The sequence below is a fragment of the Solilutibacter pythonis genome, from assembly GCF_003697345.1.
Lineage (GTDB): Bacteria > Pseudomonadota > Gammaproteobacteria > Xanthomonadales > Xanthomonadaceae > Solilutibacter > Solilutibacter pythonis.
In genome coordinates this window covers 66,152-78,852 of sequence record NZ_RFLY01000015.1, presented here as the reverse complement: position 1 = coordinate 78,852, position 12,701 = coordinate 66,152, and the positions used below count along the sequence as shown (strand labels likewise).

General features: G+C 62.9%; 14 protein-coding genes and 1 pseudogene. 3 read left to right on the top strand and 12 right to left on the bottom strand.

Translation table 11 applies throughout. The features are described from left to right. Positions 1-223: pseudogene (locus tag EBB59_RS10635) on the top strand (hypothetical protein); the annotation flags it as partial. Between the two features lie 201 nt (positions 224-424). Here EBB59_RS10635 and EBB59_RS10630 read toward each other — a convergent pair. Together EBB59_RS10630 and EBB59_RS10625 are read right to left on the bottom strand one after the other, a co-directional pair. Next, positions 425-919, bottom strand: coding sequence for a peptidylprolyl isomerase (locus EBB59_RS10630; RefSeq protein WP_122102132.1), 495 nt, complete (start codon positions 917-919; stop codon positions 425-427). Positions 920-1,154: 235 nt separating this feature from the next. Continuing rightward, the gene (locus EBB59_RS10625) at positions 1,155-1,640 is read right to left on the bottom strand and encodes a macro domain-containing protein (RefSeq protein WP_122102131.1); all 486 of its coding nucleotides are present in this window, start codon (positions 1,638-1,640) and stop codon (positions 1,155-1,157) included. Between the two features lie 165 nt (positions 1,641-1,805). On the opposite strand from EBB59_RS10625, the gene typA reads away from it, so the two are divergent. After that, entirely contained in the window at positions 1,806-3,650 is a 1,845-nt protein-coding gene (typA, locus tag EBB59_RS10620) for a translational GTPase TypA (RefSeq protein WP_122102130.1), read from the top strand. A 577-nt stretch (positions 3,651-4,227) separates the two neighbouring features. Then, complete coding sequence (locus EBB59_RS10615) at positions 4,228-4,719, top strand: DUF2127 domain-containing protein (protein ID WP_122102129.1); 492 nt, start codon at positions 4,228-4,230, stop codon at positions 4,717-4,719. A 6-nt stretch (positions 4,720-4,725) separates the two neighbouring features. On the opposite strand, the gene EBB59_RS10610 is transcribed toward EBB59_RS10615, so the two are convergent. From EBB59_RS10610 to rplO, 10 genes are all read right to left on the bottom strand, one after another. After that, positions 4,726-5,301: a hypothetical protein gene (locus tag EBB59_RS10610; RefSeq protein WP_147455566.1), complete on the bottom strand. Its 576-nt coding sequence runs from the start codon at positions 5,299-5,301 to the stop codon at positions 4,726-4,728. Between the two features lie 46 nt (positions 5,302-5,347). Continuing rightward, a complete protein-coding gene (locus tag EBB59_RS10605) occupies positions 5,348-6,694 on the bottom strand; it encodes a class II 3-deoxy-7-phosphoheptulonate synthase (RefSeq protein ID WP_245979230.1) in 1,347 nt (448 codons plus the stop codon). 47 nt (positions 6,695-6,741) lie between these two features. Further along, positions 6,742-7,248: a disulfide bond formation protein B gene (locus EBB59_RS10600; RefSeq protein ID WP_122102126.1), complete on the bottom strand. Its 507-nt coding sequence runs from the start codon at positions 7,246-7,248 to the stop codon at positions 6,742-6,744. 153 nt (positions 7,249-7,401) lie between these two features. Continuing rightward, entirely contained in the window at positions 7,402-7,779 is a 378-nt protein-coding gene (rplQ, locus tag EBB59_RS10595) for a 50S ribosomal protein L17 (RefSeq protein WP_122102125.1), read from the bottom strand. A gap of 284 nt (positions 7,780-8,063) precedes the next feature. Then, positions 8,064-9,062 carry a DNA-directed RNA polymerase subunit alpha gene (locus EBB59_RS10590; protein WP_122102124.1) on the bottom strand — a complete coding sequence of 333 codons (999 nt, stop codon included), beginning with the start codon at positions 9,060-9,062 and terminating at the stop codon, positions 8,064-8,066. A 57-nt stretch (positions 9,063-9,119) separates the two neighbouring features. Then, a complete protein-coding gene (rpsD, locus tag EBB59_RS10585) occupies positions 9,120-9,749 on the bottom strand; it encodes a 30S ribosomal protein S4 (protein WP_122102123.1) in 630 nt (209 codons plus the stop codon). A gap of 13 nt (positions 9,750-9,762) precedes the next feature. After that, on the bottom strand, positions 9,763-10,155 hold the full coding sequence (rpsK, locus tag EBB59_RS10580) for a 30S ribosomal protein S11 (protein WP_122102122.1): 393 nt from the start codon (positions 10,153-10,155) through the stop codon (positions 9,763-9,765). A 9-nt stretch (positions 10,156-10,164) separates the two neighbouring features. Further along, entirely contained in the window at positions 10,165-10,521 is a 357-nt protein-coding gene (gene rpsM, locus EBB59_RS10575) for a 30S ribosomal protein S13 (protein WP_122102121.1), read from the bottom strand. A gap of 385 nt (positions 10,522-10,906) precedes the next feature. Next, positions 10,907-12,253, bottom strand: coding sequence for a preprotein translocase subunit SecY (secY, locus tag EBB59_RS10570; protein ID WP_122102120.1), 1,347 nt, complete (start codon positions 12,251-12,253; stop codon positions 10,907-10,909). Positions 12,254-12,259: 6 nt separating this feature from the next. Then, positions 12,260-12,697: a 50S ribosomal protein L15 gene (gene rplO / locus EBB59_RS10565; RefSeq protein ID WP_122102119.1), complete on the bottom strand. Its 438-nt coding sequence runs from the start codon at positions 12,695-12,697 to the stop codon at positions 12,260-12,262. Between the last annotated feature and the right edge of the window lie 4 nt (positions 12,698-12,701).

Sequence of the window (12,701 nt, the reverse complement as noted above, 5' to 3'; positions counted from 1 at the left end):
GCTGGTATTGCTCACCAGCTGGGCGGTGCTGGGCCACTACCGGCGCGAGTTGGCGGTGACGCAAGCGGAACTGCGCCGCCACGAGAACGCCATTCCGGTACTCCAGGCGTTTCAAGCCTCGGATGCCATCATCTGCGGCGGCCGTCTCTGCGTCAACCCCGACGTCCAACGAATGGGCGACAAACGCCAGTACCGGCAGGCGAAGCCCAGGCCAGCGCAATAAGCGCAATGGCGGCCAGCCACGCACCCACGGCGACTGGCAATGGTCCATGACTCCCCGGGCAAGGCTTGCCCGAAGCGGGTTCCGCTCATGTACGTATCCATGACGCAGCCGGGCTAAACCACCAGGGCGCATGCGTCATCCAGCGCCATCTTGAAAAGGGGCGAGCCGGCATCGCGCCGGCTCGCTCCGGGATTCATCGCCTCAAGCGGCGAGAATCTTGTTCCATTCCGCCACGCGATCCGCCTTGGCGGCCAAGGCAGCATCGACATCGCCTTCGATCTTGATCGAGTTGATGGCGTCGCCCTGCTTCACCGCATCGACCACTTCCAAACCTTCCAGCACCTTGCCGAACACGGTGTGCTTGCCATCCAGCCAATCGGTCTTGATGTGAGTGATGAAGAACTGGCTGCCGTTGGTATTGGGGCCGGCGTTGGCCATCGAGATCACGCCACGCTCATGGCGAACGCCGTTGTCGGTCTCGTCCTCGAACTTGTAACCGGGGCCACCGGTGCCACGCCCTTGCGGGCATCCCCCCTGGATCATGAAGTCGTCGATGACACGATGAAAGTTCAAGCCATCGTAAAAACCGCGCTTGGCGAGATTGACGAAACTGGCAACGGTCAGCGGCGCCTTGTCGGCATACAGCTCAAGCTTGATCGGGCCGCGTTCGGTATCGATGGTGGCGGTGAGGGACATGGGAACTCCTGTGGATGGGGGGACGAACATCGTCACCCCGCTCAACATGGCGATGCCGCGAGCCGTCATCAAGGGCCAGGCCAGTTCCCGTGTTGCCTTGGCGAATGCGCTTCACGATCGACACAACGCCACCGGCCAGCCAAACGACGCGCGCCTTTCCCCCGCAAGGATTCTCGCCGCTCATGCCATGGGCGCCGGCATCGCCGGAACCCATGGCGGCACCGGCGCACGGGGATCAGAGCTTCTCCGCCGCCGCCTCGCCCGGGTGGAAGGTCTCGTAGACGATGACCGGGATCTTGAGATCGCCCAGTTGCTCGACGATCAACGGCTCCACCTCGGCCCACTCCAGCCCGCCGACGCCGGTGGCGAGCTTGGGCAGGGCGATGCTGGCGATGCCTTCCTCATCGATGAACTTGCGCAGCGCCTTCAACGCATGACGTACGTTGCCAACGCTGGCGCGGCCCGGCTTGCCATGCCCTTCCGCCGGCGCCTGGGTATAGAGATTGACGATGCGCTGACCGTCCGCGCCCATCCAGACCCACAACTCGCCGGGCTTGGGGTGCTGCACCTGCCAGTAATGGCGGAAATCCTTGTACAGCGAGGGTGCATGCTCGCGCAGCGCCAGCGCCAGGCCCTGGTGGAAATCGTCGTTGGGCGCGACGCCATGGGCGATGGCCTGCGCCTTGCTTTTGGTGATGTCGCCGGAAACTTTCTGGATCATGCGTCTTCCTTCTTCTGGTCGGGTGGGAGCAGCTTTGCTGCGAGTCCAGTGTGCGCCCCTGCCCGCCGAACACATTGCCCCCCGTCATGTCGCGGCCGGCGGCGGCGGCGTATAATTCGCGGTAATCCCATCACAACCGATGGCCGCCCTCCGCGGCCTGTTCGCATGTCCATTCAGAATCTCCGCAACATCGCCATCGTCGCCCATGTCGATCACGGCAAGACCACCCTCGTCGACCAACTACTGAAGCAATCCGACACCTTCGACGAGCGCACCGTGCTGGCCGAACGGGTGATGGACAGCGGCGACATCGAAAAGGAACGCGGCATCACCATCCTGTCGAAGAACACCGCGATCAAGTGGAAATCGCCGGAGGGTGAGGAGTTCCGCATCAACATCGTCGATACCCCCGGCCACGCCGACTTTGGCGGCGAAGTGGAGCGCGTGTTGTCGATGGTCGATTCGGTGCTGATCCTGGTCGATGCCATGGACGGGCCCATGCCGCAGACCCGCTTCGTCACCCAGAAGGCGTTCGCGATGGGCTTCAAGCCGATCGTGGTCATCAACAAGGTGGATCGCCCCGGCGCCCGCCCGGCCTGGGTGCTGGACCAGACCTTCGACCTGTTCGACCGCCTGGGCGCCACCGACGAGCAGCTCGATTTCCCGGTGGTCTACGCCTCCGGCCTGAACGGCTACGCCGGCCTCGACGAGTCGGTGCGCGAGGGCGACATGACCCCACTGTTCGAAGCCATCGTCAAGCACGTGCCGGTGCCGCCAGTCAGCGAGGAAGGCCCGTTCCAGATGCGCGTGACTTCCCTGGACTACAACAACTACGTCGGCGTGATCGGCATCGGCCGCATCCAGCGCGGCAAGGTGCGCACCAACATGCCGGTAAGCGTGATCGGCACCGACGGCAAGACCCGCAACGGCAAAGTCCTGCAAGTGCTGGGATTCATGGGACTGGATCGCATCGAAGTACCCGAGGCGCAAGCCGGCGACATCGTCGCCTTTTCCGGCATCGAGGGACTCGGCATTTCCGAAACCGTCTGCGACCCGTCCGCGGTCGAACAACTGCCGGTGCTCTCGGTGGACGAGCCGACCATCTCGATGACCTTCCAAGTCAACGATTCGCCCTTCGCCGGCCATAAGGATCGCTCGGGCGGCAAGTTCCTCACCTCGCGCCAATTGCGCGACAGGCTGATCCGCGAGACCCAGCACAACGTCGCGCTGCGCGTGGAAGATACCGCCGACGCCGACAAGTTCAAGGTCAGCGGCCGCGGCGAGCTGCACCTGTCGATCCTGATCGAGACCATGCGCCGCGAAGGCTACGAGCTGGCGGTATCGCGCCCTGAGGTCATCATCCGCGAGATCGACGGGGTGATGCAGGAGCCCTACGAGCAACTGGTGGTCGATCTGGAGGAGGAGTACCAGGGCGGCGTGATGTCGCGCCTGGGCGAGCGAAAAGCCCTGTTGCAGAACATGGAGCCGGACGGCAAGGGCCGGGTGCGGATGGAATTCATCATCCCGGCGCGCGGGCTGATCGGCTTCCAGACCGAGTTCAAGACCCTGACCTCCGGCAGCGGCCTGCTGTTCCACGTCTTCGACCATTACGGCCCGAAGACCGATGGCGCGATCGGCCAGCGCCAGAACGGCGTCTTGATCTCCAACGACACCGGCACCTCCACCGCCTATGCACAGATGGCGATGCAGGAGCGCGGCCGCCTGTTCGTGGAGCCGCAGGAGGAAATCTACGAAGGCCAGTTGGTCGGCATCCACGCCAAGGACAACGACCTGACCGTCAACGCCCTGCGCGCCAAGCAGCTCACCAACTTCCGCGCCTCCGGCAAGGACGATGCGCTGGCGCTGACGCCGCCGGTCAAGTTCTCGCTGGAGCAGGCGTTGGAATTCATCGACGACGACGAACTGGTGGAAGTCACGCCCAAACAAATCCGCCTGCGCAAGAAGCTGCGGAGCGAAACCGACCGCAAGCGCGCCAGCCGGGCGGGCTAACCTGCTCGGGGGGCGCTGGCGGCGCCCCCACAACGACACATCGAGGGTTTTCGAAGCGCCCGCCGACATTGCAGCGCAATTGTCGCGGGCGTTCGGTTCGATCCATCGCCCTCTTTCCACGGCACCGCCGGCGCATGTATTCGACTCCCGGCGGGCGGCCCCGGGTAAATGTCCTTACCGGGCTTTCCAGACCCGCCCCCACCACGATCCTACGCCGGCCACGTTGCCCGCTCAGTCCAGGCAACGCGGCCTGGCACCTGGCCGGGCCGCGAGCAGATGCACTGTTCGAGCGGATTCCTACCGGCAATTTCTCCAGGGCACTCACCAGCCGATGGACAAAGGGATGAGCGCAACCTCGTACTCGCATCGGAGCGCATCGCCTGCCCGCCGCTTGGCGGCCCCCCTCCCCGCCAACCCCCACAATATTGGCCCCCCATCCCGGAAGGGCGGGCCGGCGATCTCACCACACCCCAGCAAATCACCGCCTTCATCCCGTTCGTGAAAATGGCAACCCCCTCCTCGCCCACACATGCCAAACAGCCTTGAAAAGCGGCCATCCCCACATCAATTGCTTTCGATGAGCGAAAACGCCCTTCCCGAGCACATCACTGACGACTCCAGTCCAGCCCCCCATCCGGGATTGCACGCCATCGCCCTGGTGGAAATGACCAAAGGGGCACTGGCTTTGCTTGCGGCCAGCGGGCTGGAGATCCTCGGCCCCGCGCCGCTGCAAGAGGCTCTGCGGGCATTGATCCGGCATTTCCAACTCGATCCCGACGGCGGCGTCACCGGCTGGCTGTCTCATGCCATCAATCCCACGGGCATCCACATCACCGCCGCCATCGCCGCGCTTTACGGCGTGATGCACCTGTTGGAAGGCTGGGGGCTATGGCGGGCGAAAGCCTGGGCCTCATGGTTCGGCTGCCTGTCAGCCGCGGCCTATCTGCCCTTCGACGTGACCGCCTTCGTCCACCATCGGCATTGGCTGGAAGCCGCCGCGGTCGCCATCAATCTGCTAGTGGTCTGGGTACTGGCGCGCGATCTGCTCAAACGCCGCCAGACCCATTGATCCCGCTCATTCGCTTTCGCTTTGCGGAAGCGCGGCCAACGCGGCCGCCTTGGGCAGTGGTCCCCAATCCAGCAGCCGCCTGCTGATTCGCGGCGTGTTATCGCGCACCCAGTCCGCCATCTCACGCCGCTCATCATCGTAGAAACGGCGCTGCACCATGAGCAACATGGCACCGCCATTGGCTTGCATGAAGCGGGCATAGTTGACTTCAACCACGCCGCTATCGCGCAACACCCCCAGCAGACGGTATTCGCCCGCCACCGGCTGATCTTTTCCAAACAGAATTCCCCGTTCCTCGAAACCGGAAGCCGTGGCCTGCGCCCATTGCGCCATCTGGCGCGGGTTCATCCCCGGCTTCTCGATCAGCGTAAGCATCTGCCGCCAGCGCCGCAAATCCGGCTGGTCGGCCGGCGTATATTCGTTGTGCCCGTTTTTCGACCAGCGGTGCAAGTAACGTACGCCGTCGAAACTCAGCACCTCGGCCGATCGCGCCTGTCCGGCTGCCGCGATCGGCGGCGGCCCTGACAGGGCCACCCCGGGAACAAGAGCCAGGATGGCGCACATCAACAGCATGACTCGCATGGAGTTCCCCTTGAACAGGAGGTGATGCGGGACTTGAATGGCTCGCTCAGCCACTCAACTGCCCCGCCTTGCGCCCAATCAGCATCGCCGTTTCCAGTGCCTGCTCGTAGTTCAGGCGTGGATCGACGGTGGAGCAATAGGCGCGTTCGAGGTCGGCATCGGTGAGATCACGGGCGCCGCCGGTGCATTCGGTAACGTCCTCGCCGGTCAGTTCCAGATGGATGCCACCGAGTCGCGTCCCGGCCGCCGCATGCAGATCGAATGCCTGCTCGATCTCGGCGCGGATGTTGTCGAAACGGCGCGTCTTGTAGCCGTTCGAACTGTTCTCGGTGTTGCCGTGCATCGGGTCGCAGATCCACAGCACGCGCGCGCCTTCGCGCCTGACGGCATCGAGCAGCGGCGGCAGCTTGCCGGCAATTTCCTTTGCGCCCATGCGGTGGATCAGTGTCAACCGCCCGGCTTCGTTGCCGGGGTTCAACACTTCGATCAGGCGCAACAGGTGATCCAGCGTCATCGACGGCCCAACCTTCACCGCCACCGGGTTGCCGATGCCACGGAAATACTCAACGTGGGCGCCATCCAGCGCGGCGGTGCGCATGCCGATCCACGGGAAATGGGTTCCCAGATTGAACCAGCCCGAGTTACGCGGCACTTGGCGGGTCAGTGCTTCCTCGTAAGGCAGCAGCAACGCTTCGTGCGAAGCGAAGAAATCGACCCGATCGAGATTGTGCGCCGGCTCGCCGGACAGCGTTTCCATGAAGCGCATGGCGTCGGAAATACCATCGATGATGCACCGATACTCATCCGCCAACGGCGAATGTGTGACCCAAGCCAGATTCCAATTCTCTGGATGGTGCAAGTCGGCAAACCCGCCATCGATCAACGAACGCACGAAATTGATAGTCAGTGCCGAACGGGAATGCGCGGCGATCATCCGCTCGGGATCCGGTACGCGCGCGGCCGCAGTGAACTCGGGAGCGTTCACGATATCACCGCGGTAACTCGGCAATTCCACGCCCTCCCGCACTTCCACATCGGATGAACGCGGCTTGGCGTACTGGCCGGCGAAGCGGCCGACCCGCACCACCGGCATGCGCAGCGCGTGCACCAGCACCACGCTCATCTGCAACAGCACTTTCAGCCGGTTGGAGATCACTTCCGGCGTGCAGTAGGTGAAATTCTCGCAGCAGTCCCCCCCTTGCAGCAGGAAGCGACGGCCTTCCTGAGCATCGGCCAACTGCTGACGCAGGGCAAGAATCTCCCACGAAGTCACCAGCGGCGGCAGCGCATGCAGTTCATCCAAAGTGCGTTGCAGCCGGCCGGCATCCGGATAGGCCGGCTGCTGCTGCGCAGGTAGCGCGCGCCAGCTCGGCGGCGACCAGTCTTGCGCCATTGGCACAGGGCGCGGCCCGGAGGGACACGGCATCGGAGTCGCCCCGCTCATCGCGCACGCGCCTTGCCGAAGGCGGCCAACAGTGCCCAGGCGCCCAACAGCGCGAACCAGATCAAAGACCACATCGGCATCGTCAACCCGAGAAAAGTCCAATCGATGTTGCTGCAATCACCACCGGCGGTCAGCACTTTTCTGATCGCCCCCGGCCACCCCTGCATCTCCGCCACGAATCCCATCCCCGCGCCGCAGTTGGATATCTCGGGCGGATACAGCTGCACCCAGACATGCCGCCCGGCGATCATGCCTCCGACGACCGCCGCCAACATCGCCAACACGCCGTATGTTCTGCGCATCGCCAACGACTTCGGCGCATGCACGCCGCCGGCCAACATCACCGTGCCAACGGCCGCGAAAGCAATCCGCTGCATGATGCAGAAATCACAAGGGATCAGCCCTTCGTACTCCTGAAGAATGAGCGCATAGCCGATCAGCCCGGCGCAAGCGAGGAAGCCAAGAAGGAAGCGGGTACGGAACGACCATTGCAACGGATTCATCGAAAAGCTCTGGGACGTGGATTCTTGCAATGCAACATAGCAGATATTCTGCGCCGCGTTGACCTCCCGAAACCGTCATCCCCCTCACGCAGCGCATAAATGAAAAGCCCCGAACACTGTCGGGGCTTGTTCCAAGCTGAGGCGGCCGTCGAATCAATCGGCGCTCGGGGCACCGGGGCGATCAACCAGCTCGACATAGGCCATCGGCGCATTGTCACCGGCGCGGAAACCGCACTTCAGGATACGCAGATAACCACCCGGACGAGCGGCGTAGCGCGGGCCGAGCACGGTGAACAGGGTGCCCACGGCCTCCTTGTCACGCAAGCGGGAGAAAGCCAGACGGCGGTTGGCAACGCTATCCGTCTTGCCAAGGGTGATGAGCGGCTCCGCGACGCGACGCAGCTCCTTGGCCTTCGGCAGAGTGGTCTTGATCAACTCGTGCTTGATAAGCGAGGCGGCCATGTTACGAAACATGGCTTCACGATGGGCACTGGTGCGACTGAACTTGCGGCCGGCATTCTGATGACGCATGGCGGTATTCCTTTAATGAATGTTGGATCTGTGGATGTCACTGTCGCCTTCCCGGCGTTGAAACATGGACTGCGGATGGTCCGTTGCCGCCCCTCCTGGACGGCGCCCGCGGCATTTTCCGCTTTGGCGTTGATGCGACTGTTTAGCTTGCCGGAACCCCTGAGGACACGCGTTTCAGCGACCCGAGCAAACGCCGTTTATGAATCGAAGGACAGCCAAGCACTTCATGGCTTGGCGTCCCGGCCATGGGCACCGTTCACCGGCGCCCTGGCCCTTCCTCTTGCTCAGCCCAGCATACCGTGCTGGGAAACACCGGCCGGGGGCCAGTTTTCCAGCTTCATGCCGAGCGAAAGACCACGCTGAGCGAGCACTTCCTTGATCTCGGTAAGCGACTTCTTGCCGAGATTCGGGGTCTTGAGCAACTCCACTTCGGTCTTCTGGATCAGATCGCCGATGTAATAGATGCTCTCGGCCTTCAAGCAATTGGCCGAGCGCACGGTCAACTCAAGATCGTCGATTGGACGAAGCAGGGTTGGATCCACGCCGGTGGCCGACTGCTTGGCTGCGCCGCGCTCACGATGGGTGAAGTCACCGAACACCGAAAGCTGGTCGGTGAGGATATCGGCGGCGGTGCGCACCGCGTCCTCGGCGTCGATCGTGCCGTTGGTCTCGATGTCCAGCACCAGCTTGTCGAGGTTCGTGCGCTGCTCGACACGCGCCGCTTCCACCGAATACGCCACGCGACGCACCGGCGAGAAAGAGGCATCCAGCATCAACCGGCCGATGTTGCGGGTTTCTTCGTCCGGGCGACGACGGGCCGATGCCGGCTGGTAGCCGAAACCACGCTCGACCTTCAGCTGCATGTTGATCGAAGCATCCTTCGTCAGGGTACAGATCACGTGCTCGGGATTCAGTATCTCGACGTTGTGGTCGAGCTTGATGTCGGCGGCTGTCACCACGCCCGGGCCCTGTTTAGCGAGCGAGAGCATGGCGCTCTCGCCGCTGCCCATGCGGATGGCGACGTCTTTCAGGTTCAACAGGACTTCCAATACGTCCTCCTGCAAACCTTCGATGGTGCTGTACTCATGCAGCACGCCGTCGATGCCGACTTCGGTGATGGCGAAGCCAGGGATCGACGACAGCAGCACGCGGCGTAGCGCGTTGCCGAGGGTATGGCCGTAGCCACGCTCCAGCGGTTCGATCACCACCTTGGCACGATTACCGGAGGTGCGCTCGATCTGCGGGGCGCGCGGACGCAGCACTTGGTTGGCGATTGCCGTCATGTAGGGCGTCTCCTGCAAGTCCCCGGGGCAATCGGGGACTTGTCATATGGGGGAGGATTACTTCGAATACAACTCGACGATCAACGCTTCGTTGATGTCGGCGGGCAGTTCGGCGCGATCCGGCACGGCCTTGAATACGCCGGCAAACTTCTTGGCGTCGACTTCCACCCAGGACGGCGACAAGTCCATCTGCTGGGCAACCCCCAACGCTTCCTGCACGCGCAACTGCTTTTGGGCGCGCTCGGAAAGGCTGATGGCATCACCGGCCTTGACCGCATAGGAAGGGAGGTTGACGAACTTGCCATTCACCAGCACGCCGCGATGCGAGACCAACTGGCGCGCCGAGGCGCGAGTGACCGCGAAGCCCATGCGATAAACGACGTTGTCGAGGCGGGTCTCAAGGAGTTGCAGCAGGTTTTCACCCGTGTTGCCCTTCCTGTTCGAAGCCTTCTTGTAGTAGTTGCGGAATTGGCGTTCCAGCAAACCGTAGATGCGCTTGACCTTCTGCTTCTCGCGCAACTGGGTGGCGTAATCCGACATCTTGCCCTTGCGGGCGGTCGGACCGTGCTGGCCGGGCTTCTGCTCCAGCTTGCACTTGGAATCCAGCGCGCGCGCCGGGGACTTGAGCGACAGGTCGGCGCCTTCGCGGCGCGCGAGCTTGCAGGTGGGACCGATATAGCGAGCCATGTCTGTGAGCTCCTTAGACGCGACGCTTCTTCGGCGGACGGCACCCGTTGTGCGGGATCGGCGTCACGTCGATGATGTTGAGGATCTTGTAGCCGACGTTGTTCAGCGAACGCACGGCCGATTCGCGGCCCGGACCCGGGCCCTTGATACGGACTTCCAGCGACTTCACACCGTAGTCGAGCGCGGCCTTGCCGGCTTTCTCGGCGGCGACCTGCGCCGCGAACGGGGTCGACTTGCGTGAACCGCGGAAGCCGGCGCCGCCGGACGTGGCCCACGACAGCGCATTGCCCTGGCGGTCGGTGATGGTGATGATGGTGTTGTTGAACGAAGCATGGACGTGCGCGATGCCGTCGGTGACGACGCGCTTGACCTTCTTCTTGGTCTTGGTAGCGGCAGGCTTGGCCATGTCGATTCCTTACTTCTTGATCGCTTTGCGCGGACCCTTGCGGGTACGGGCATTGGTCTTGGTACGCTGTCCGCGCAGCGGCAGGCCGCGACGATGACGCAGGCCGCGATAGCAGCCGAGGTCCATCAGACGCTTGATCGCCATACCGACTTCGCGACGCAGGTCGCCCTCGACGATGTACTTGCCGATCTCTGCGCGCAGGCGCTCGACTTCGGACTCGGACAGGTCGCGCACCTTGGTGGTCGAAGCCACGCCGGCGTCTTCGCAGACCTTCTTGGAACGGGTACGGCCAATGCCGTAGATGCTTTGCAGCCCCACCCAGACGTGTTTCTGGGCAGGCAGGTTGACACCTGCAATTCGCGCCATGACGCGGTCTCCAAACGGTTGACTGGCCAAAAAATGAATACTTGGCCGGGGAAACGGTTAAGTCTAACAAAAATCCCGGATCAGTGGGAAGCCGTGCCATCCAAGCCACCGCTCCGGCATGGGGAGTGTGCCCATGCTCCGGCGAACGATCCGACGCTAGGCCCAGGTTGCCCCGGCCGCACGCGCTACTCTGGCGCGCGCATCGCGTTGGTTCACCCGTGCGCGGGATGCCGCCCGGGTCGCCCATCAAAACCGATACGAAGACGCATCGGCGCGAATTTGGATGCCGAAAGCGTATTGCCTCCGACGAATTTCATAAGGCGTGGGACTTGCCCGACGCCACTTTCACTTCAGGCTGGAGTGGAGCGACACGCCCCGCTCCACCTCAGCGACCGCGTGAGCCGCCCTTGAGATTGGCCTTCTTCAGCAGACTTTCGTACTGGTGCGACATCAAGTGCGCCTGCAACTGCGCAATGAAATCCATCACCACCACTACCACGATCAACAGCGAGGTGCCGCCGAAATAGAACTGGGTTCCAAGTTCCGTGCGCATCACCTCCGGCAACAGACAGACCAGCGCCAGATACAGCGAGCCAGCCAGCGTCAAGCGGGTCAACACGCCATCGATATAATCGGCGGTTGCCTTGCCGGGGCGAATGCCCGGAATCAGCGCACCCGACTTCTTCAGGTTGTCGGCGGTTTCCTGGGAGTTGAACACCAGCGCCGTATAGAAGAATGCGAAGCCGATGATCATCGCCGCGAACAGGATCATATGCAGCGGCTGTCCCGGCGCGAGCGCCGCGGCGATGCGCTGCATGGTCGAACCCGAACCGCTACTGGTACCGAACCACTGCGCTGCGGTAGCCGGGAACATGATGATCGACGAGGCGAAGATCGGCGGGATCACGCCAGCCATGTTGAGCTTCAGCGGCAGGAACGAAGTCTGATTCTGGTACGCGCTGCGCCCCCCTTGGCGACGGGCGTAGTTGACCGTAATGCGACGCTGGCCACGCTCAACGAAGATCACGAACCAAGTGAACGCAAACACCAGGAGCGCAATCAGGATGCCCTGCACCGGCGTCATGTCACCGTTGCGCAATTGCTCGAAGGTATGCACCACGGCGGCGGGCAGGCCAGCGACAATACCGGCGAAGATGATCAACGACACGCCGTTGCCAATACCGCGCTCGGTGATCTGCTCGCCCAGCCACATCAGAAACATGGTGCCCGCCGTCAACGCCACCACCGCGGTGAACACGAAGGCCATGCCGGGGTTAGTCACTACCGGGGTACCGTCTGGCGCTACCTGGTTCTGCAACGCAGTGGCGATACCGATCGCCTGGAAGATCGCCAGTGGCACGGCGCCATAGCGCGACCACTGGGTGATCTTGCGACGGCCTGACTCGCCTTCTTTCTGGATCGCTTTCAGCGTCGGGAAGATCTGCACGCACAACTGCATGATGATCGAGGCCGAAATGTACGGCATCACGTTCAGCGCCAACAGCGACAAACGCTCCAGGGCGCCGCCCGAGAACATGTTCATCATGTTCACGATGCCCTGCTGCTGGGACATGAATGCGGTCATCGCCTCCGGGTTCACCCCTGGCACCGGGATATGACAACCGATGCGATAGACGATCAACGCCCCCAGGACGAACAGCAGACGCTGGCGCAGTTCACTGAACTTGCCAGCGCCAGCTATACTGGCCAACGCACTCGCGCTGCGCGACATCGGGGCTTACTCCTCGATCTTGCCGCCGGCGGCTTCGATGGCTGCCTTGGCACCGGCCGTGACCAATACACCCTTCAGCACGAAAGCCTTGGTGACATCACCCTTCTTGACGATCTTGATCTTCTTGGCCGTTGCCGGGACCAGCTTGGCGGCACGCAGCGCGGCAAAATCGATCTCACCCGCCTCCAGCTTGTCCAACTGGTACAACAGCACCTGAGCGGTATCCGCCTTCAGCTTGGAACGGAAGCCGATCTTCGGCAAACGCATGTACATCGGCATCTGGCCGCCTTCGAAGCCGGCCTTGATCTTGCCCTTGCCGGCGCGCGCAAACGAGCCCTTGTGACCACGACCAGCCGTCTTGCCAAGGCCGGAACCGATACCGCGACCGACACGGACACGCTCCTTGCGGGCGCCTTCGGCGGGCTTCAACGTATTGAGTTTCATGTGA

Excerpts from the sequence above, each read along its gene's own strand:
- EBB59_RS10630 (WP_122102132.1), bottom strand. The coding sequence starts at position 919 with ATGTCCCTCACCGCCACCATCGATACCGAACGCGGCCCGATCAAGCTT.
- EBB59_RS10625 (WP_122102131.1), bottom strand. The coding sequence starts at position 1,640 with ATGATCCAGAAAGTTTCCGGCGACATCACCAAAAGCAAGGCGCAGGCC.
- typA (WP_122102130.1), top strand. The coding sequence starts at position 1,806 with ATGTCCATTCAGAATCTCCGCAACATCGCCATCGTCGCCCATGTCGAT.
- EBB59_RS10615 (WP_122102129.1), top strand. The coding sequence starts at position 4,228 with ATGAGCGAAAACGCCCTTCCCGAGCACATCACTGACGACTCCAGTCCA.
- EBB59_RS10610 (WP_147455566.1), bottom strand. The coding sequence starts at position 5,301 with ATGCGAGTCATGCTGTTGATGTGCGCCATCCTGGCTCTTGTTCCCGGG.
- EBB59_RS10605 (WP_245979230.1), bottom strand. The coding sequence starts at position 6,694 with ATGGCGCAAGACTGGTCGCCGCCGAGCTGGCGCGCGCTACCTGCGCAG.
- EBB59_RS10600 (WP_122102126.1), bottom strand. The coding sequence starts at position 7,248 with ATGAATCCGTTGCAATGGTCGTTCCGTACCCGCTTCCTTCTTGGCTTC.
- rplQ (WP_122102125.1), bottom strand. The coding sequence starts at position 7,779 with ATGCGTCATCAGAATGCCGGCCGCAAGTTCAGTCGCACCAGTGCCCAT.
- EBB59_RS10590 (WP_122102124.1), bottom strand. The coding sequence starts at position 9,062 with ATGACGGCAATCGCCAACCAAGTGCTGCGTCCGCGCGCCCCGCAGATC.
- rpsD (WP_122102123.1), bottom strand. The coding sequence starts at position 9,749 with ATGGCTCGCTATATCGGTCCCACCTGCAAGCTCGCGCGCCGCGAAGGC.
- rpsK (WP_122102122.1), bottom strand. The coding sequence starts at position 10,155 with ATGGCCAAGCCTGCCGCTACCAAGACCAAGAAGAAGGTCAAGCGCGTC.
- rpsM (WP_122102121.1), bottom strand. The coding sequence starts at position 10,521 with ATGGCGCGAATTGCAGGTGTCAACCTGCCTGCCCAGAAACACGTCTGG.
- secY (WP_122102120.1), bottom strand. The coding sequence starts at position 12,253 with ATGTCGCGCAGCGCGAGTGCGTTGGCCAGTATAGCTGGCGCTGGCAAG.
- rplO (WP_122102119.1), bottom strand. The coding sequence starts at position 12,697 with ATGAAACTCAATACGTTGAAGCCCGCCGAAGGCGCCCGCAAGGAGCGT.